Origin of the sequence: Flavobacterium sp. ZT3R18, assembly GCF_007097385.1 — a bacterium.
In the GTDB taxonomy this organism is placed as follows: Bacteria; Bacteroidota; Bacteroidia; order Flavobacteriales; family Flavobacteriaceae; genus Flavobacterium.
The window spans coordinates 1-19,446 of sequence record NZ_VJZS01000014.1; the positions used below are offsets into that span (position 1 = coordinate 1).

19 protein-coding genes are annotated in these 19,446 nt (G+C 34.3%); 13 read left to right on the top strand and 6 right to left on the bottom strand.

Annotated features, from left to right (window positions below):
- A partial coding sequence (locus tag FNW52_RS14375; protein ID WP_143378145.1) for a transposase occupies positions 1-951 on the bottom strand: 951 nt, incomplete at its 3' end.
- A 141-nt stretch (positions 952-1,092) separates the two neighbouring features.
- Between FNW52_RS14375 and FNW52_RS14380 the strand changes: the two genes are divergently transcribed.
- Both FNW52_RS14380 and FNW52_RS14385 read left to right on the top strand, forming a co-directional pair.
- Entirely contained in the window at positions 1,093-3,210 is a 2,118-nt protein-coding gene (locus FNW52_RS14380; protein WP_143378146.1) for a prolyl oligopeptidase family protein, read from the top strand.
- A gap of 186 nt (positions 3,211-3,396) precedes the next feature.
- Positions 3,397-3,711 (top strand): HPF/RaiA family ribosome-associated protein, encoded by a 315-nt coding sequence (locus FNW52_RS14385; protein WP_143378147.1) that lies wholly within the window; start codon positions 3,397-3,399, stop codon positions 3,709-3,711.
- Between the two features lie 266 nt (positions 3,712-3,977).
- Here FNW52_RS14385 and FNW52_RS14390 read toward each other — a convergent pair whose 3' ends face one another.
- Both FNW52_RS14390 and FNW52_RS14395 read right to left on the bottom strand, forming a co-directional pair.
- Positions 3,978-5,549 (bottom strand): murein L,D-transpeptidase, encoded by a 1,572-nt coding sequence (locus FNW52_RS14390; protein WP_143378148.1) that lies wholly within the window; start codon positions 5,547-5,549, stop codon positions 3,978-3,980.
- Between the two features lie 178 nt (positions 5,550-5,727).
- Entirely contained in the window at positions 5,728-6,291 is a 564-nt protein-coding gene (locus tag FNW52_RS14395) for a porin family protein (protein WP_143378149.1), read from the bottom strand.
- A 319-nt stretch (positions 6,292-6,610) separates the two neighbouring features.
- Here FNW52_RS14395 and FNW52_RS14400 point away from each other — a divergent pair, with 319 nt between their 5' ends.
- The 9 genes from FNW52_RS14400 to FNW52_RS14440 all read left to right on the top strand — a co-directional run bounded on the left by FNW52_RS14400 (position 6,611) and on the right by FNW52_RS14440 (position 14,395).
- Complete coding sequence (locus tag FNW52_RS14400) at positions 6,611-9,088, top strand: AsmA family protein (protein ID WP_143378150.1); 2,478 nt, start codon at positions 6,611-6,613, stop codon at positions 9,086-9,088.
- Between the two features lie 210 nt (positions 9,089-9,298).
- Complete coding sequence (locus FNW52_RS14405) at positions 9,299-9,805, top strand: nuclear transport factor 2 family protein (RefSeq protein ID WP_143378151.1); 507 nt, start codon at positions 9,299-9,301, stop codon at positions 9,803-9,805.
- Positions 9,806-9,891: 86 nt separating this feature from the next.
- A complete protein-coding gene (gene trmB, locus FNW52_RS14410; protein WP_143378152.1) occupies positions 9,892-10,566 on the top strand; it encodes a tRNA (guanosine(46)-N7)-methyltransferase TrmB in 675 nt (224 codons plus the stop codon).
- A 60-nt stretch (positions 10,567-10,626) separates the two neighbouring features.
- Positions 10,627-11,262, top strand: coding sequence for a LysE family transporter (locus tag FNW52_RS14415; RefSeq protein ID WP_143378153.1), 636 nt, complete (start codon positions 10,627-10,629; stop codon positions 11,260-11,262).
- A gap of 2 nt (positions 11,263-11,264) precedes the next feature.
- Complete coding sequence (locus FNW52_RS14420; RefSeq protein ID WP_143378154.1) at positions 11,265-11,597, top strand: MGMT family protein; 333 nt, start codon at positions 11,265-11,267, stop codon at positions 11,595-11,597.
- A 235-nt stretch (positions 11,598-11,832) separates the two neighbouring features.
- Entirely contained in the window at positions 11,833-12,963 is a 1,131-nt protein-coding gene (locus tag FNW52_RS14425) for an Mrp/NBP35 family ATP-binding protein (RefSeq protein ID WP_143378155.1), read from the top strand.
- 34 nt (positions 12,964-12,997) lie between these two features.
- Complete coding sequence (locus tag FNW52_RS14430) at positions 12,998-13,237, top strand: NifU family protein (RefSeq protein ID WP_116759479.1); 240 nt, start codon at positions 12,998-13,000, stop codon at positions 13,235-13,237.
- A 317-nt stretch (positions 13,238-13,554) separates the two neighbouring features.
- Positions 13,555-14,028: a hypothetical protein gene (locus tag FNW52_RS14435; protein ID WP_143378156.1), complete on the top strand. Its 474-nt coding sequence runs from the start codon at positions 13,555-13,557 to the stop codon at positions 14,026-14,028.
- 49 nt (positions 14,029-14,077) lie between these two features.
- Positions 14,078-14,395: a 2Fe-2S iron-sulfur cluster-binding protein gene (locus tag FNW52_RS14440; RefSeq protein WP_143378157.1), complete on the top strand. Its 318-nt coding sequence runs from the start codon at positions 14,078-14,080 to the stop codon at positions 14,393-14,395.
- A gap of 64 nt (positions 14,396-14,459) precedes the next feature.
- Here FNW52_RS14440 and FNW52_RS14445 read toward each other — a convergent pair whose 3' ends face one another.
- The 3 genes from FNW52_RS14445 to FNW52_RS14455 form a co-directional block, all read right to left on the bottom strand.
- Positions 14,460-15,245 (bottom strand): DUF3050 domain-containing protein, encoded by a 786-nt coding sequence (locus tag FNW52_RS14445; RefSeq protein WP_143378158.1) that lies wholly within the window; start codon positions 15,243-15,245, stop codon positions 14,460-14,462.
- A gap of 95 nt (positions 15,246-15,340) precedes the next feature.
- The gene (locus FNW52_RS14450) at positions 15,341-16,519 is read right to left on the bottom strand and encodes an acyl-CoA dehydrogenase family protein (RefSeq protein ID WP_143378159.1); all 1,179 of its coding nucleotides are present in this window, start codon (positions 16,517-16,519) and stop codon (positions 15,341-15,343) included.
- Positions 16,520-16,601: 82 nt separating this feature from the next.
- Positions 16,602-16,991, bottom strand: coding sequence for a helix-turn-helix transcriptional regulator (locus tag FNW52_RS14455; RefSeq protein ID WP_185965991.1), 390 nt, complete (start codon positions 16,989-16,991; stop codon positions 16,602-16,604).
- A 237-nt stretch (positions 16,992-17,228) separates the two neighbouring features.
- Here FNW52_RS14455 and FNW52_RS14460 point away from each other — a divergent pair, with 237 nt between their 5' ends.
- Both FNW52_RS14460 and FNW52_RS20790 read left to right on the top strand, forming a co-directional pair.
- Complete coding sequence (locus FNW52_RS14460; RefSeq protein WP_143378161.1) at positions 17,229-18,794, top strand: vitamin K epoxide reductase family protein; 1,566 nt, start codon at positions 17,229-17,231, stop codon at positions 18,792-18,794.
- 430 nt (positions 18,795-19,224) lie between these two features.
- Positions 19,225-19,392, top strand: coding sequence for a hypothetical protein (locus tag FNW52_RS20790; protein ID WP_185965992.1), 168 nt, complete (start codon positions 19,225-19,227; stop codon positions 19,390-19,392).
- Positions 19,393-19,446 lie beyond the last annotated feature (54 nt).

Below are 19,446 nucleotides of genomic sequence, written 5' to 3' on the forward strand. Positions count from 1 at the left end.
ATAGGCAATGTTATTAGTCATAATGCCATAATAACCATAGGGGCATCCCGACAACATGTCTATTTGTTGGTCATTTCCTAAGGAACGGGTAACTACAATTCGATACGATTTATCACCGCCAAAAGGGGTGTAATTTGTGGTAGCCACTTCTTTTTTTTCAAAGTTAACTTCAATGGTTTCCCATGTTTTTATCAGAGCACAATGTTTTCTAAATGATTCGGAATTTACATTTCGGATATAAAAACAAGTAGCTCTTTGGCTTACCAATTCGACAACTAATTGTTGATAGGATGCTGAATCTGCTCTAAAATGCCCTATCTTCACTTTATTAGCATCCAAATTATCGAAACATCTTTTCAAAGTTTCGCTTTGTTTATATTTTGCAGGAGTATTACCATTATGATTTTCGATATGTACAGGTAAGCGACCGATGAAAGCAAAGTTAGGATGATAGCCATTTGTCTTTTTGTAACTCTTTTTTGCGTCTTGTTTTGCAGTTTCAACTACCACATTGTCAAAATCTAAAGTGTAATTTTTAACCATTGGGTCTAATTGTTTTGTTTTTACGCAAAGTGCTACAATAGAATCATTTAGACCGTTGTTGAAATTGATTTCATGTACAATCCCCTTACTGGTTACCTCTTTAATTGTTGTTGTTTTTAATTCTTGACAAGCATATTCAACGGTGTCTGCCGATGGGATATTAGCGAAGAATTGGTCGCTAAATTTAGATTTAAACTGCTTTAAATCAGAAATATAATCCCCTTGACATACAGCGTTCCCGAATAAAGATAAGATTATGTCAGAATACGAATATTCCGCTCTAAAATGACGAAAACCTATTTTATTATCAAGGAACTGAGGGATGCCTGAGCGATTTATAGCATTATAAATTAAATTTAAACCTCCAAAAGGAGTGACATTCTTCGAAGATATTATAACTTTGTCCATAGTCGCATTTTGTGTTTTCGCAAAGACAATTTACACCTTTTTGGTGAGACTATAACTGCCCTAAAGCTAGATTTATCAACACTTTGGGGCTTTTTATTGCAGTAAGTTGCGACTACTGGGAGATATTTAAACTAATTTCTAATGAAAAAAATTGCATTGCTAATGGCTGTATCTACTTCAATAGTATCTTTTGGCCAAAGCCCAAAAGAAAAAGGTATGAACTATCCTCAGACTCCAAAAGGAGAAACTGTCGACGTTTATTTTGACACCAAAGTCAGTGATCCCTATCGTTGGCTCGAAGATGATAAATCTACCGAAACCGCTGCTTGGGTAAAAAAAGAGAACAAAGTTACCTATGATTATTTGGACAAAATTCCCTTTAGAAATGCTTTAAAAATAAGACTTGAGAAACTCTGGAATTATGAAAAAATAAGTGCACCATTCAAAGAAGGGAATTTTATTTATTATTACAAAAACAACGGATTGCAAAATCAGTCGGTTTTGTATCGAAAAGATGGCAAAGGGAAAGAAGCCGTTTTTCTGGATCCGAATACCTTTTCAAAATTAGGAACTACTTCTTTAGGTGGAGTAGATTTCTCTAAAGACGGTTCAAAGGTAGCATATTCTATTTCTGAAGGTGGAAGCGATTGGCGAAAAGTAATGGTGATGGATGTCGATAACTTCAAGATTCTGGAAGATACTTTAGTCGATGTGAAATTTAGCGGTATCTCTTGGAGAGGAAATGAAGGCTTCTATTATTCCAGTTATGACAAACCAAAAGGAAGCGAACTCTCGGCCAAAACAGACCAGCATAAATTGTATTACCATAAATTAGGAACTGCTCAAAAAGACGATCTAGTGATCTTTGGCGCAGACCTAAAAAGACGTTACGTAAACGGTGGAGTTACCGAAGACAATCATTATTTAGTTATTTCGGCTGCCAATTCTACTTACGGAAACGAATTGTATATTCAGGATTTAACCAAACCCAATAGCCGTATTGTTTGTATAGTTGACAATTTTAATAGTGATAATGGTGTGATTGATAATGAAGGCGAAAAATTATTTATAGAAACCGACTTAAATGCACCCAACAAACACATTGTGAGTGTAGAGGTCAACAATCCAAAACCAGAAAACTGGAAAGACGTTATTCCCGAAACCGAGCATGTTTTAACCGTGTCAACAGGTAGTGGGTTTATCTTTGCCAATTACATGAAAGATGCTGTATCTATTGTAAAGCAATATGACTATTCTGGAAAATTAGTGCGTGAAATTCAATTGCCAGGTCTAGGAACTGTTAGTGGTTTTGGTGGTAAGGCAGCAGAAAAAACACTTTATTATTCGTTTACCAATTACACTACACCGGGAACTATATATTCTTTTGAACCAAAATCCGGAAAATCAGCAGTGTATCAAAAACCTGAAGTAGATTTCAAAAGCGAAGATTATGTTTCTACCCAAGTATTTTATACTTCCAAAGACGGGACAAAAATTCCAATGATAATTACCCACAAAAAAGGATTGAAACTCAACGGAAAGAACCCAACGATTCTTTATGGATATGGCGGATTCAACATTAGCTTGACGCCTAGTTTTGGAATTTCTAATGCTGTTTGGATGGAAAATGGTGGGATTTACGCAGTGGCCAACCTTCGTGGAGGTGGAGAATACGGTAAGAAATGGCACGATGCAGGAACCAAAATGCAAAAACAAAATGTCTTTGATGATTTCATCGCAGCAGCCGAATACCTAATTGCCCAAAAATATACTTCTTCTGATTTTCTGGCCATTCGTGGTGGATCAAACGGAGGGTTATTGGTGGGCGCTACCATGACACAACGACCAGATTTAATGAAAGTGGCCTTGCCAGCGGTGGGCGTAATGGACATGTTGCGTTACCACACTTTTACCTCTGGAGCGGGTTGGGCTTTTGATTACGGAACATCGGCAGACAATAAAGAGATGTTTGAATACCTAAAATCGTATTCGCCAGTTCAAAACGTAAAAGCAGGAGTTCATTATCCAGCAACTATGGTTACCACAGGGGATCATGACGATAGAGTAGTTCCTGCGCACAGCTTTAAATTTGCGGCTGAGTTGCAAGAAAAACAAACAGAATCGAATCCAGTATTGATTAGAATCGATATCAATGCAGGCCATGGAGCTGGAAAATCGGTTGCGGCAACGATACAAGAGAATGTCGATATTCAGGCTTTTGCACTCTATAATATGGGGTTTACAGAACTGCCAAAATAAAAATGGTTTAGTGACACAAATCCAGAAAGAGTAAACTTTTTCAGGACGAGACACTATCCTTTTCGTTTTCAGACACTTCTGTTTACACTTCAAAAAATGGCTGTATTCTTTCATAATGTTTTGCTAAAAGGAGAAAACTTTAGGAAATAATTTTTAACTTTGAGATATATCAATAAATATCAGAATATGAAAGTACAAATCAACACAGACAAGAATGTAGAAGGTAGCGAAAGACTTGATGCTTATTTTTCAAGTGAAATACAAAGAGTATTATCCCGTTTTGATGATAAGGTTACCCGCATAGAAGTGCATTTTGGAGATGAGAATAGTGTAAAATTAGGATTAAACGACAAGCGTTGTCTTATAGAAGCCCGACCAGCCAACATGCAGCCTATAGCGGTAACAGAACATGCCGAAACCATCGAAAAAGCTTTTAATGGGGCGCTGGATAAAATTAAGAAAACGTTATCTACTGCGTTTGAAAAACAAAAAGCATATTAAGACCAATCAACGCCAAAGAGCGAAAGAATATATAAAAGAGAGGCTGTCCCATAACGACAGCCTCTCTTGTTTTTGTAGCTATTCAGGTAGTTTTCAGTTTTTAGTCGCAGTTTTCAGTCCAAAAAGCGTGTTAATTTATAATTGACTCTCTTTTTTATAAATATTGTTAAGAAAATGAATTGCAATGTTTACAGATACCTATGAAAACTGAGACTGAGACTGAAAACTGCGACTTGAATAGTACTTGTATTTTGGGCCATAAAAAACTATTCATCAAACAACAAAGGAGCCAATTGCTCATCTCTCTGGTACACATCATCATAAAAACGAATCACCCCATCGGCATCTACCCAAGTAGTAAAGTAACCAATGAACACTGGGATTTTGCTTTTTAGAGTGTACCAGTTTTCTTCTCCTTTATTCATGGCGGCGTCTATTTTTTCGGGAGTCCAGTTTGGGTCGTCTTTCAGGATTTCATTCGCCAATTGTATGGGTTTGGCTACTCGAATGCAACCGTGGCTAAAAGCTCTTTTTTCACGGTTGAACAACCCTTTAGAAGGAGTGTCGTGTAAATAAATTGAATAGGGGTTGGGGAATAAAAATTTCACTAATCCCAACGAATTTTTTGGCCCTGGTTTTTGTCTTATAACACCGTTTTTACGTTCCATGTTGTGTTCTTCAAGATAATTTTCGTTTTCGGCTATGCCCGGCTTGATTTCTTTTTTGATAATACTAGAGGGAATGTTCCAATAAGGACTAAAAACGATATAGCGCATATTGGCACTAAAAATCACAGTTTTGTTCAAGTCTTTCCCCACGACAACCTTTGATGTCAAAACGGTTTTCCCCTCCTTAAAATAAGTCAACTCATAGGCGGGAATATTGACTACTATTAATTCTTTGGATGCAGCAATGTCGGCGGTTATCCAGCGGCAACGCTCCATATTGACCATAATGGTTTTGATGCGCTCTACAATAGGAGTATTCAAGGAAGCGATGGTTTTTTTGGTAATATGATTGTTTTTGAGACTTCCTGTACGGTTTTTGTATTTCAAAATTCCGGTAATAAGAGAATCGTCATAATTCGCGCTTTCAGAATCGTTCGCTAAATCGCCCAGTACAAACAAACGGTGTCTTATTTGTGCAATGGTTTGGGAAGAATCGCCAGGCTTAAAGGCGATGAAACTAGTGTCGGTCACAATAGGATCCCAAGAGTTGTCTTTTGCTATTTTTTTATATTTTTGAAGTACTTCTTTTAGACTATAATATTGCCCAAATACTTCTTTTTCGTTCTTTTCAATCAATGAAGGATTGGCCATTATAGAGTCTAAATAATTGATGTAGGATTGTTTTTTTCGAGGTAAAAACCAACCCAATTCAATAGTTTTTTTGGTATCCAGCCCTTTTAAAACTTTATGGACATATAAAAAATAAAAGGACGACATGAATAACTCATCCGTTGCATTTGGTTCTGAAACGGTTTCCGAATTTTGAAAAATAGCATCCAATTTTTTTTTGTAAGGGATGGTGGTTTTAATCCCTTCCTCTTCCAGATGGTTGATTTTATTATACAACAAATGCCCCACTTCTAAAACTCCTTTTTTGTCATACCAAATATATTGGTAGTTGCGTTTAAGGTACAACTGGGTTACTTCTTTTTGGTATTTTTCTAATTCAGGATATTTTTTAAAAAACGGACGAACTAAGGTACTATCAAAAGAAGGGCCATTGTTGACTTTAGCGGCCTTTAGTTTAGAATCTTTAGCGTTTTTTTGTTCACAGGAGAGAACGAGAAAAGAAAAACCAATTATAATGAGGGATAACAGTAATTTTTTCATGTCAAGGTAATATTTTTTTGTAGAATCCCGATTGTAGTTTTTTATTAGATATGGCATAAAATTACAAAAATAAACGCACTATTAAAATCATTATGACTGCTTTATATACTAAAAAAGCTACCTTAAAAAATGTATTTTAAGGCAACTTTTTTAGTAGTAAGAATTGTTGAATGCTTTCTTAAAATTGGAAAGCAGCTCCTATTTGAAAAACTTGGCTTTTTCCTTGACTATTGTAGTCTCCCTCTTTGAATACGCTATTAAAACTACTAATGAAACGACCATTTATAGACAGTCCTAAAGGCAGGTTCAATGATGCACCGAATGCCCATGCTGGATCAAAAGTTTCATAGTTAAAGTCTGGATCAATAAGTTGATTTTTAGGGTCTGATTTATCACCTATTTTAAAACCGAATTGTGGTCCTGTTTCAAAACTCAACATTTTTACCACATATACTTTCGCCAATACTGGTACAGTGATGTAGTCAATCGTGTAGTCCCCTATACTGTTACTGAAACCCTGACTAGAATACTGTAGCTCAGGCTGTATAAAAAGTAGACTTTTTATTAAAGGAATTTCCTTGTAGATACCCGCGTAATATCCCGTTTGAGTGCTTGAGTTGTAGTAATCGCCACTTATAGTCGATATATTTACCCCTGCTCTAACTCCGAAAGCTTGTGCTGAAACTGCATTAGATGCCAATACTATAAAAGCACCTAATAATAAAATTTTTAATGATCGCATAGTTTTTGTTTTTAGATTAACAACCCATTTGTAGGGTTTATTGACCCCAAAAGTACTATAAATTTCATTGATCTTTTGTGAATTTTGAATAAAATAGCATTAAAATCACTTCTGGATAAGGGTAAAACCTCCATTTTAGTTTTAAAAATAGGAATACTATATTGTTAAGATTTTTCAGGTATAATCGATGGAGTTGTGTTTTATTATACTAACTTTGATTTGTAGTGAATTATGATTTTTTTAAATAATTGTCTGATTTTATGTGATTTAAACAGGGATTTTTTACCCTATTGTACTTTTTAGAAAAAAAATAACAGCCATGAATCAAATTGTAGAAAAAAGGAAAGCGTTTTTAAAAACGAATCGATTTAGAAAGGTTTTGAAAATAATTGGGTATTTCTGTATTGGTTTTATAGGGTTGTTGCTTGTCTTTTTTATCGGATTGAGGGTTTATTTTAATCAAAATAAATCGGAGATAATGACAGAAATCAATCAGAAAATCAATGATAATATTTTGGGTCATGCCAGTATTGGCGATGTGGGTTATAAGTTCCTGATTGGTTTTCCTAATTTTACAGTGGTGCTGAACAAAGTAGAACTTCGAGACAGCTTGTATGCCATTCATAAAAGAAGCGTGCTTAAAGCAGAAGAAATTGAAGTGCGATTGAATGTGCTGAGTTTGTTGAATAAAAAAGTAGCTATAGAAAAGGTTGTATTAATTGATACTAAAATTGATTTGTTTAAGGATAAAAATGGAGTTTCAAATTCCAATATATTTAAACCAAAACCTAAAACAAATCAGCCAAAAAGCAAAACCGAGACCGAAATCGATGAGGTAGATTTTAAGAATGTGGTCTTTATTTCCCAAAATTTGCAAAGAAATAAATTATTCCATTTTGAAGTAGCGTTTTTAAAAAGTAAAATAAACTATACAGATGACGGCTGGCAAACGGATCTTTTTCTGGATGTTTTTGCCAAAAGCATGGCTTTTAATACCATCAAAGGGAGTTTTATAAAAGACAAAAGAGTACAAGGGAAGTTGGCTGTTCAATTTTCGAAAGAAAAAAATAGAATAGACGTGCTTACCGAAGGACTTGGAATTGGCGAGGATGATTTTGACATCAAAGCAAGTTTTGGTTTGGATAAAGATCATCCTATGATGGATATCAATATCAGCACTCAAATTTTATGGCTGGATGCGGCTCATTTGTTAGACCCGAATTTGTTTAAAATTCTGAATCATTTTAATATTACCAAACCACTCGATGCTCAATGTAGCATTATTGGAGATATGAATGCCAAAGGGGATCCCGAAATCATTGTTGATGCCCAAATAAAAGACAATGTTTTGGTTACTCAGGATGGTACTGTTACTGACTGTAATTTTTCGGGAAGATATATTAATAATTTCAAAAATGGGTTGGGATACAATGATATCAACTCTGCAGTTATTGTTAAAAACTTCACAGGAAACTACGAAGGAATTCCAGTGAATATACCAATAGCAGCGATTAATAATTTAGAGAAGCCTATAGCAACTGGAGATTTACATTCTAAATTTGATGTAGAGAAATTAGGAAGTATTTTTGGAGAGGATGTCTTTAAATTTAACGGAGGAACCGCTAATGTCGATTTTAAATTTAATGTAGATATAGTTGCATTACGTATTTCTAAACCTCGTTTTACGGGTAAAGTGAATATAATAAATGCCAACCTGCTTTATAAACCCAAAAACCTTGCTTTTCTAACGAACATTCTCCTTGATTTTACAGATGAAGCCTTGCATATTAGAAATATTAAATACCAAAGAGACAAAAACATCGTTTTCCTCGACGGAAAAATAGATAATTTTCTGAATCTGTATTATGATGATCCAGAAAATATGGTAGCGGTACTCAACCTCAAAAGCCCATTTATGGATTTAAAAAAATTAATGAGTACTTTGGCTTACAGTGAAAAAAAGGCGAGAGTTAAAAAAGTAACTGCTAAAGGAGGAAATAAAAAAAGAATAGCTCTTCTTCAAAAATGCCAAGTGGTTTTGAATTTGAATTTGGATAAAATGGTGTACGCAAATTTGACTGCCAAAAAGGCTAAAATTATTGTAGTAGCCAAGAATAGGCAGTTTTTTATCAAGCACGGATCAATTGAAACTTGTGGTGGGGAAATTGCATTTGCTTCTCAATTGATTCCGCAAAGTGATTTTTTTAATGTAAAAGCAAATGTAAATATTACAACTGTTGATATTCCTCAGTTTTTAACTTCGTTCAAAAATTTTGGAATTACATCATTTAAACCCAAAAATATAAACGGAAATCTTTCGGCAAACGTTGATTTATCTCTAAAAATGACAGCAAACGGCGATTTGGTAGATGAATCTGCGAATGGAAATTTGCAATACGATATCAAAAAGGGATCACTAACGGATTTTAAACCAATTATGAAAGTGGGTAAGTTTGCTTTTCCGAATAGAGATGTAAAGCATATCGTGTTTAATGATTTATCGGGACGATTAAACATGGATGGAAGTAAAGTGAATGTTGATTACTTCAAAGTGAGTTCGAATGTTTTGAATTTTGATGTAGAAGGTATTTATTCCTTTAAAAAAGGAACTAATTTGGGATTGACAATTCCACTGAGAAATCCAGAGGACGATTTTAAAATAAAAGATAAAAAGGAAAGAGCTGCCAAACGATACAAAGGGATAGTGTTGCATTTGTTGGTTGTGGATGGAAAAGATGGTGAAATGAAAATAAAAATGGGAAGTCTTCCAGATAAAAATAAAGTAACGGTTAAGTGATTCGATGTACTTGGAAATTCAGGATGTAATTATCAATGTCGTTTCCTTAAGGTTTGTTTTTGTCATTTCGACGAAGGAGAAATCACATATAGATTGCGTAATGTGATTTCTCCTTCGTCGAAATGACAAACTGGAGCCGATTAAATTCTTAAGGAAACGACATTGATATAATTAGTACCAAAAGCAATCAAAAACAAATATTATCCATATATGAAAACATTTTTTTTAAGTTTAGCCCTATTGGCAGTAGTTAGTTTTGATTCTTTGCAATATAAAGAATCAGATGAAAAACAACAGGTCAATGCAACCCTTGATGCTTGGCACAAAGCCGCTGCCGAGGCCAATTATAATGCGTATTTTGGGATGATGACCGAGGATGCAATTTTCATCGGAACGGATCCAACGGAGAATTGGGATTTAAAAGCCTTTCAAGCCTTTGCAAAACCTTATTTTGACAAAGGAAAAGCTTGGGATTTTAAAGCCATGGAACGCCATGTTTATTTTGATAAATCAGGAAAATTAGCATGGTTTGATGAGCTGTTAAATACACAAATGAAAATTTGTAGAGGCTCTGGAGTGCTTGTCAAAATTGATAAAGAATGGAAAATCAAGCATTATGTTTTGTCTATGACGATCCCAAATGACAATACCAATGAAGTGATTAAAATCATTGCTCCCATTGAAGATGCCTTGATTCAAAAAGGGCGATCTAAATGATAATTTTTGATTTTTTTGTTTTTAACAAAGCCTAAAGCTTTCGGTCTTATATAATTCCTTAATTTTGCCGAAATTGTAATTATATCGTGGGAAGTAAAAATAAATTAAAAAGGTTCAAAGAAAACGAAACATTTACTAATGTTTTTCAACCAACAAGAGAAGAAGTAGTAGGAGATTTGTTTCCGCTAAGAGGGAAATGGAATTCGGAATTTTTTAAAAACGAGAATCCATTGGTGTTGGAATTAGGTTGTGGTAAAGGCGAATATTCTGTTGGCTTGGCCGAGAGATATCCCAATAAAAACTTTGTAGGAATCGATATCAAAGGTGCTCGTTTCTGGCGTGGTGCAAAAACTGCCGTAGAGACAGGATTGCATAACGTGGCTTTTATTCGAACTCAAATTGAATTGATCAACCACATTTTTGCCGAAAATGAAGTCGATGAAATTTGGATTACTTTTCCGGATCCCCAAATTAAATACAAAAGAACCAAACACAGAATGACCAATTCGGAATTTCTGCAATTGTATAAAAAAATCTTGAAAAAAGAGGGGGTTGTCAATCTTAAAACCGATAGCGAGTTCATGCACGGCTATACATTAGGATTACTACATGGTGAAGGTCATGAGGTATTATACGCGAACCATAATGTGTATGTAAACGAAGGAAGTCCAGAGGAAGTTACGGCTTTTCAGACATTTTACGAAAAACAATATTTGGAAATTAACAAAGCAATTACGTATATTCGTTTTAAAATAAAATAGTTTTCAGTCGCAGTTTTTCGTTTTTAAACTGAGACTGCAAACTGAGACTGCGAACTGAATATGGCTATAGTATTACCCTTTTTTTTTGGATTCATCGCTGCAGCGGTTGGTATTACGCCGCCTGGATTGATTAATATGACCGCGGCAAAAGTAAGCTTGAAAGACGGCAGAAACGAAGCGATCTCTTTTGCTATTGGTGCTACCGTAATAGTTTTTTTTCAAACTTTTTTGGCTTTGTTATTTGCTAATTTTATTGATAGTAGACCTGATATCATCAATAAACTTCAAGAATTTGGACTTTTTATTTTTTTTGCATTAACCATTTATTTTTTTTGGAAGGCGAAAAAACCAAAAATCTCAAAATCTGAAACTAAAACACGCAGTAAAACCAATCGGTTTTTCCTAGGGATGTTGCTTTCTGTTTTGAATTTATTCCCTATTCCGTATTATGTTTTTATAAGCATTACGTTATCATCTTATGGGTATTTTTTCTTCACTAAAGGATTTATTTTGTCATTTGTTTCGGGTGTAGTTATCGGATCTTTTTTGGTTTTTTATCTTTATATTTTGTTTTTTAAAAAAAGAGAATCTAAATCTTCCTTTTTGATGGATAATGGAAATTATATTATAGGAACTATTACGGGATTGGTTTCTTTATTCACAATATTTAAATTGATTAAGGTTTATTTAGGGTAAAAATGGAAACTACAAGTGACAATTTTTTCGAAAGGGTTTATGCAGTGGCAAGACGTATCCCATACGGGAAAGTGACTTCTTATGGAGCCATTGCCAAAGTTTTGGGGTCTGCACGTTCTGCCAGAATGGTGGGCTGGGCTATGAATGCGGCCCATAATCTAGAGGATGTCCCGGCACATCGGGTGGTGAATAGAAAAGGGTTGCTTACTGGGAAACACCATTTTGATGGAACCAATCTCATGCAACAATTACTGGAAAGTGAGGGAATTGTTGTGGTGGATAATCAAATTATAGATTTCGAGTCTGTTTTTTGGGAGCCGGAAATGGCAGTGTAACTAAATTACTGAGCCCGTTTGTACTTTGAATTTTAATGGAGTGCGTAACCTTCAAAAATGCAGTTTCTATTATAGTTTTTATTGTACAGCACTATCAATAAATCCAATCCAAATCCTTTACAATTAGAACTTAATCCGTTATCTTTGCAATCTAAAATCAGTTTAAATAAACATAGTCTTTTTTGCTGAACACTGTCCCGATAGCTATCGGGAGAACACTGAAAAATTAAAAAAAATGAAATTAGATAGAAAAGATATTCTTAAAGCATTAGAAACAATCACTATTGCTGGTGAAGGTAAAAATATGGTAGAAAGCGGAGCCGTCGCAAACGTAGTCACTTTTGGAGATGAAGTTGTTGTAGACTTGGTATTGCATACACCAGCGATGCATATCAAAAAAAGAGCAGAGGACGATATCAGGAAAACGATACTTGAATTAGTTTCTCCAGAGGCCAAAATTAAAGTAAATGTAAAAGTTGAAGCTGCTGAAAATCCAAATCAAATCAAAGGGAAAGCCATTCCTGGAATAAAAAACATTATCGCTGTAGCTTCTGGAAAAGGAGGTGTTGGAAAGTCAACAGTAACGGCAAATTTAGCGGTGACATTGGCTAAAATGGGATTTTCCGTGGGTGTTTTGGATGCTGATATTTATGGGCCATCCATGCCAATTATGTTTGATGTAGAGAATGAGAAGCCAATTTCGGTTGAGGTTAATGGGAAATCAAAAATGAAACCGGTTGAGAGTTATGAAGTAAAAATGCTTTCTATAGGATTTTTCACTTCGCCAAGCCAAGCCGTAATCTGGAGAGGTCCAATGGCATCTAAAGCCTTGAATCAAATGATTTTTGATGCAGATTGGGGAGAATTAGACTTTATGCTAATTGATTTGCCTCCGGGAACAGGAGATATTCATCTGTCGATTATGCAATCATTGCCGGTAACCGGAGCAGTTGTGGTTAGTACCCCACAAGCCGTTGCCCTTGCCGATGCAAAAAAAGGAGTTTCAATGTTTTTATCTGATGCCATAAACGTGCCAGTTTTGGGGATTATTGAAAACATGGCTTATTTTACACCTGAAGAATTGCCTAACAATAAATATTATATCTTTGGGAAAGAAGGTGCAAGAGACTTGGCTCAAGATCTTGGCGTTTCCTTTTTAGGAGAAGTACCAATTGTGCAGTCTATTCGTGAGGCAGGAGATTATGGTCGTCCGGCTGCATTGCAAACAGGATCTGTAATTGAAAGTGTTTTTGAAGAAATTACACGTAATGTAGTAAGTGAAGTAGTGAAGAGAAACGAAAACTTAGCGCCTACTGAAGCTATAAAGATTACAACAATGGCTGGATGTTCAGCTGTTAAGAAATAAGATTCTAAACTTCTAAAGGAGAATATAAAAAATGATGAAAACAGAAGAATTAACAAACAATGTTTTAAAAGCGCTAGATGAAATCAGGCCTTTTTTGAATTCAGATGGAGGAGATATTACGCTTATTTCAATTGATGAAGGAAAACATGTGAAAGTACGTCTTGAAGGAGCTTGTACTAGTTGTAGTGTGAATCAGATGACTTTAAGAGCAGGGGTAGAAACGACTATCAAGAAGTATGCTCCACAAATAGAAACGGTTGTTAATGTTTTGTAAAAGCATGGCAAAAGTGACTGTTGTTTGGTTATAGCAGTCGCTTTTTTATATAGGGATACCATAGCTGTAATTTTTTAGTGAAATAAATACTACTATAAAATGATAAGATTCTGATTGTCCCTTGTTAAAGCTTTGGTTTACACTTGTTAAATCTCAATAAAAAACGAAACTTTTTGGCAATTATCATTAGAGAATTGCCAGTAAAACAGAGGCTTTTTCTATTTTAACTAGGAATTCAAGCAAATAATTCAACTTTTTTTTCTTTGAAAATTCAAATAAAAATTTACATTTGTAAAACTAACTTACAACCTTGAATTATGAAAAAACAGTACTTATTAATTATTCTATTTTTATGTTTTTATAAAAATTATGGGCAAGAGCCAATACAAGAATCATTTGTGTCCAAAACGTTAGTTAATATTGACGAAGAATGGAGTGAATTGAATTTTGGATCTATGGTTAATGTTTCCTCAAATAGTAAAGGGCAATTAAAGATAACCAATGCTGAATTTTTGACGGATCTTAGTGGAGGTAAAGCTAAAATGTTGGAGGGAAGCGCCTATAATTCGGCCGAATTTAGCTCACAAACATTGACTAAAGAAAAAACAGAAAAAAATGGTTTAGTAAACTTAACTTATGAAGGGAAGTTAATATTTAAAACTCATGACGGAGTTTATGCGCCCTCTTCAAAAATTATTTTTATAGTGAATCGAGCAGATATTATTGGGTTAAGAATTCTTAATAATGAAAATAGAAAAGAATATGTATTAAGCCTTGAAATTAAAGAATAAAAAATTGGAGTTTAAACGACTTCGATAAAAAAAAACACAAATTACACGAATGGACGTTTTAATAAAGATTAAAGATAGAGAAGGAGTTGTTCATGAATTGCAGGCGCCAACGGACATGGCAATGAATATAATGGAATTATGTAAAGCTTACGAGCTCCCTGTTGAGGGTACTTGCGGCGGTATGGCCATGTGTGCTTCTTGTCAATGTTATGTTCTTAATGATGTCGCTTTGCCTGAAATGGGAGATGATGAAGAAGCAATGCTCTCCGAAGCGTTTTATGTAAAATCGAATAGTAGGCTGGGATGTCAAATTCCAATTACCGAAAATCTTGAAGGCTTAGAATTAGAATTAGCACCAGAGAATTAGTATTCAGTTTTCAGTCTCAGTTTTCAGTAAGTAACTGGAAACTGAGACCGTGACTGAGCAGTTTTTAAATTATTGCTAGATGTTGTTCGTGAATGTGCTCTTCGATTGCATCCCAAAGGCCTATTCTTTTTTCTAAGGCTAAAATCGAAATTCCCTGTACTTCGGACCATTTTTTCGGATCCTCTCCACAAAGTTCAGTAATCATTTTCATTGCCATTGGTCCGTGTTCATCGGCATCCAATTCGATGTGTCTTTCAAAATAATAAATTAACTTACTTAAATCGTTAGCTGGAAAATTTTCTTGAAAATTTCTCAGTATTTCAGTAAACATACTCGGAATCAAATCTTCCCTGCCAAAAGTAAATGCAGCTGCAATTTCATGTGATTTTCCTTCTTCGATTACTCTAAAAGTAAAATCAAGGAACGCTTTAATATTGGGATGAAGATCACTTTTTTTAATAGCAACAAATATATTTTGAAGTGAATGAAGCTCTTCTAAAAAATGTTCTATTGCTGTTGTACGGGCTCCGCAATCTTGCATGGCCTCTAGATACATTTCAAAATGACTCAGACGTCTGCCGTCAATGGTCAAATCACTTTCCTCTGCCAACACAATTTCGTTAATTAAATACCTAGTTTCTGGATTAGAGGTCGCAAACCATGGCGTTGTAGTACATGTTAATTTAGCTTGTAAGGCTTTTAATAAAGACATAAAATCCCATACCGCAAAGACGTGATTTTCTAAAAATCGATGTAAATCTTCAATTGTATTTACTTTTTGGTATAAAGGATGGTTTAATAATTGTTGTTTTTGGGTTTCAATACCAGTATTTATTGTTGCAATATTCATTGGGGGATCTTTTTTTAGTGCAAAAATAAAAAAGCTTCTCGTTACCAAGAAGCTTTTACTATCAATTTTATAAATACTTTAATAGTTGTTTAGAACTATTTGAAAGCAGAGATTCCAGTAACATCCATTCCTGTGATTAGCAAGTGAATATCATGAGTTCCTTCGTAGGTAATTACCGACTCTAAGTTCATCATGTGACGCATAATAGAATATTCTCCAGTGATTCCCATACCGCCTAACATTTGCCTAGCTTCACGAGCAATATGGATGGCCATGTCTACATTATTTCTTTTGGCCATAGAGATTTGAGCAGTTGTAGCTCTTCCTTCATTTCTTAAAACCCCAAGTCTCCAGGTTAACAACTGTGCTTTGGTGATTTCAGTAATCATTTCGGCTAATTTCTTTTGTTGCAATTGCGTTCCTGCAATAGGTTTGTCAAACTGAATTCTTTCTTTAGCATAACGCAAAGCAGTGTCGTAGCAGTCCATTGCGGCACCAATGGCACCCCAGGCGATTCCATAACGAGCCGAATCCAAGCATCCTAGTGGCGCTCCTAAACCTGATTTGTTCGGCAGTAAGTTTTCCTTAGGTACTTTTACATTATCAAAGATCAATTCTCCAGTAGATGAGGCACGAAGCGACCATTTATTGTGCGTTTCTGGAGTGCTAAAGCCTTCCATTCCACGTTCTACGATTAAACCGTGTATTCTTCCTTCTTCGTTTTTTGCCCAAACAATGGCTATATCTGCAAAAGGAGCATTCGAAATCCACATTTTGGCACCATTCAATAGATAATGATCTCCCATATCTTTAAAGTTGGTAATCATACTTCCTGGATCCGAACCATAGTTTGGTTCTGTCAAACCAAAACACCCCATGAATTCTCCAGTGGCTAGTTTTGGTAAATATTTCATTCTTTGTTCTTCGTTTCCGTATTTCCAAATAGGGTACATCACCAATGAAGATTGTACAGAGGAAGTAGATCGAACACCAGAATCACCACGCTCAATTTCTTGCATGATTAATCCATAAGAGATTTGGTCTAATCCAGCTCCACCATATTCGACAGGGATATAAGGGCCAAAACCGCCTATTTCACCCAAACCTTTTACAATTTGTTTTGGAAATTCCGCCTTTTGGGCATATTCTTCTATAATAGGAGAAACTTCGCGTTTTACCCAAGCACGGGCAGAATCACGAACCAGTTTGTGTTCTTCACTTAATAAATCATCTAGATTGTAATAATCCGGGGCTTGAAATAAATCGGGTCTCATAGTTTATAGTTTTTAATGGAACAAATTTACATAAAGAAATATAACAAAAGCAATCTAGAATGTTATATTAATTCAAATACATTTAAATATAGTATTTCTTCTCTTTTTCGACCAGTAATTTTTCTTTCAATATTTGATTTTCTTTCTTTAAAGAATCGATTTCTATTTTTAAAATGTTGATATACTCTTGTTGATTGTCCACCATTTCTTTAGGGACGCTATAGTAGTGATTAGTATTTGTTTCAGGAGTTGTACTTATTGAATTGTCAATTGACGTACTTTCAGGTTCAAAAATGGTCTCAAAGGGAACGGATAAAATACTAGCTAATTTTTTCCATTCCTGATTGCTAATTTTGGTTTTTCCATTTTCCCTTCGTCTATACGAATATTCTTCTATGCACAGCAAATCTGCAATTTCTTTACAGCTTAATCCTAGGTTTTTTCGAGTTTTAATCAATTTTGATTTTTCCATAAACATTGATATTTTATCACGAATGTAGGGATATTTTTTATATATGTTTAAAATATGTGCGAAAAATGTTTGCTTTGTGTAAGTATATGTTTTATTTATAAATATAAATTTGAAAATAATTTTTTTTATTTATAGCAAAGTCAATATAAATAAAGGGATGTTTTTTTTTAAAATTAACAATAACCAACCACACTTCTTTAGCAATTGAAGTAAAGAAGCAAAATAGTAATCCGATTAATGATAAAATTAGTAAACCAATATCTTAGTTTAAACTTTTATTTAAATATAAAAGAAGAGTTTGAAGAATCATTTCTTTCCCATCCCAATTATCCAAGTGTATTCGCAATAACGGATTCTTTAGATATGTTGTCTATAGAAAATATAGCGATAAAAGTTCCGAAAGAACAGCTAGGAGAATTACCTATTTCATTTCTTGCACTTTTTGAGGGCGATTTAGTTTTAGTGACAAAAAATGAAAAGATGATCCAAATTGAGTCCGAAAGGGGAGTGAAAACCACCTTAGTTATAGATGATTTTTGCAAAGGCTGGAGTGGAGTTATAATAGCAATAGAACCCAATCAAGTTATTACAACAGAAAAGGAATCCAATATCAAATGGATGGCTTACAGTTTTCCTGTTTTAAGTTCAATCCTTTTATCAATTTTTTATAATAATTATAGTGTAAGCAATGCGATATTACTTTTTACTTCTTTAGTTGGTGTTCTGGTCAGTATTTTTATTGTTCAAGAAAAGTTTGGAGTGAAAAATGAAATAGTTTCAAAATTGTGCAATATCAATCCAAATGCTTCCTGTGATTCGGTTATTCAATCTCATGAAGGGGAGATTAATAAATGGATGAGTTTTACAGATTTGCCATTGCTTTTTTTTAGCGTTAATATAGTTTCGGTTTTATTGAACCCAACTTATTCCAGTAAAATAATTGCTTTACTCAGCGTTATATCATTTCCTATTATTGGTTACTCCATTTGGCTTCAAAAATTTAAAATCAAGAAATGGTGTATGCTCTGTTTGGCAGTATCGACTATACTTGTTCTGCAAGGTTTGGTGGGTTACTTTTTAGAACAGCCGTTACTGTCGAATGTGATTTTTAATGATTTTAGTTATTTGTTTTCTATAGTGGCTTGCACTTCGTTATGGTTTATGATAAAACCAGTATTAGAGTCTAAGTTTAAAGCGGAAAATGAAGTAAAAGAATTGAAGAAGTTCAAAAGGAGTTATACTGTTTTCGAATTTTTATCAAAAGAAGTTCCTGTAAAGGAAGGGTTCGCTAAGCTACAAGGCCCACAGTTCGGTAATCCTAAATCGAGTATAGCACTTACAATTATCCTTAGTCCAAGTTGTGGTCATTGTCATAAAGCATTTGAAGAAGCCATTCACTTAGTATATAAATATCCTGAAAAAATATTTTTGAATGTTCTATTTAATATTAACCCAGAGAACAATGACAATCCTTACAGAGCTGTAGTGGAAAACTTATTAGAAATCAATAATATATTTCCTGAAAAAATAGAAAAAGCCATTTCGGATTGGCACATCCGTAAAATTGGATTGGATCCATGGTTAAAGAAATGGAAAGTGGGTGTTATCTCCATGAAAGTGAACCAACAAATTCAGCAGCAATACGATTGGTGTTTAGAAAATGAATTCAACTACACTCCCGTTAAAATTGTAAATGGAAAATTATATCCAAATGAATACAGCATCAGTGAATTAAAATATTTTTTAAATGATTTTTCTGAGGAGAAAGATGCTGCAGAAATGGAAAGTTTAGTCCGACTTTAAAATATAAAAAATATTCTTGCAAGGATAGACTCAAACCCCAAGTGTCTTAAAACGATTAGGGTATTAACTAAATATTAAAAACTATAATCATGTTAAAAAACATTTTAAAATTAGAAGGAGCTCAAAAATTGAGTAAGAATGAGCAAAAATCAATCATTGGTGGTGGCTCATGTGAAAGGATTAATTGTGGATTGGACTTTGAATGCAGGTATGGCCGTTGTTTTCCGACAGAATAATATTTGAGTGATTTAACTCGTTGGCTTGAGTTTTAATCAGTACTTACAACAAGGGTGGGTATTTATATTTTTAAAGATAAAAAATGACAATGGCAATAGCTGTTGTCATTATGACTTTTTAACATTGTCAAAGACATAAACTCCAAGTGTCTTAAAACTATTGGAGTATTAACTAAAGAATAAAAACAATAATCATGTTAAAAAACATTTTAAAATTAGAAGGAGCTCAAAAATTAACTAAAAAAGAGCAAAAGTCAATTAACGGAGCGGGAGCATGTCAAGGTATAGATATTTTTATTTGCTGTCCAGATACAGGATTGTGTTCGTGTGCTCCAAAAGGGACTCCATGCATGTTGAGTTAAATAACATTGGACATAAACCTCAAGTGTCTTAAAATGATTGAGGTGTTAACTAAA

Coding starts and splice junctions, on each gene's coding strand:
- FNW52_RS14460 (WP_143378161.1), top strand. CDS start 17,229: ATGATAAAATTAGTAAACCAATATCTTAGTTTAAACTTTTATTTAAAT.
- FNW52_RS20790 (WP_185965992.1), top strand. CDS start 19,225: ATGTTAAAAAACATTTTAAAATTAGAAGGAGCTCAAAAATTAACTAAA.
- FNW52_RS14400 (WP_143378150.1), top strand. CDS start 6,611: ATGAATCAAATTGTAGAAAAAAGGAAAGCGTTTTTAAAAACGAATCGA.
- FNW52_RS14405 (WP_143378151.1), top strand. CDS start 9,299: ATGAAAACATTTTTTTTAAGTTTAGCCCTATTGGCAGTAGTTAGTTTT.
- FNW52_RS14415 (WP_143378153.1), top strand. CDS start 10,627: ATGGCTATAGTATTACCCTTTTTTTTTGGATTCATCGCTGCAGCGGTT.
- FNW52_RS14425 (WP_143378155.1), top strand. CDS start 11,833: ATGAAATTAGATAGAAAAGATATTCTTAAAGCATTAGAAACAATCACT.
- FNW52_RS14380 (WP_143378146.1), top strand. CDS start 1,093: ATGAAAAAAATTGCATTGCTAATGGCTGTATCTACTTCAATAGTATCT.
- FNW52_RS14455 (WP_185965991.1), bottom strand. CDS start 16,991: ATGGAAAAATCAAAATTGATTAAAACTCGAAAAAACCTAGGATTAAGC.
- FNW52_RS14440 (WP_143378157.1), top strand. CDS start 14,078: ATGGACGTTTTAATAAAGATTAAAGATAGAGAAGGAGTTGTTCATGAA.
- FNW52_RS14445 (WP_143378158.1), bottom strand. CDS start 15,245: ATGAATATTGCAACAATAAATACTGGTATTGAAACCCAAAAACAACAA.
- FNW52_RS14385 (WP_143378147.1), top strand. CDS start 3,397: ATGAAAGTACAAATCAACACAGACAAGAATGTAGAAGGTAGCGAAAGA.
- FNW52_RS14420 (WP_143378154.1), top strand. CDS start 11,265: ATGGAAACTACAAGTGACAATTTTTTCGAAAGGGTTTATGCAGTGGCA.
- FNW52_RS14435 (WP_143378156.1), top strand. CDS start 13,555: ATGAAAAAACAGTACTTATTAATTATTCTATTTTTATGTTTTTATAAA.
- FNW52_RS14390 (WP_143378148.1), bottom strand. CDS start 5,549: ATGAAAAAATTACTGTTATCCCTCATTATAATTGGTTTTTCTTTTCTC.
- FNW52_RS14395 (WP_143378149.1), bottom strand. CDS start 6,291: ATGCGATCATTAAAAATTTTATTATTAGGTGCTTTTATAGTATTGGCA.
- FNW52_RS14430 (WP_116759479.1), top strand. CDS start 12,998: ATGAAAACAGAAGAATTAACAAACAATGTTTTAAAAGCGCTAGATGAA.
- FNW52_RS14450 (WP_143378159.1), bottom strand. CDS start 16,519: ATGAGACCCGATTTATTTCAAGCCCCGGATTATTACAATCTAGATGAT.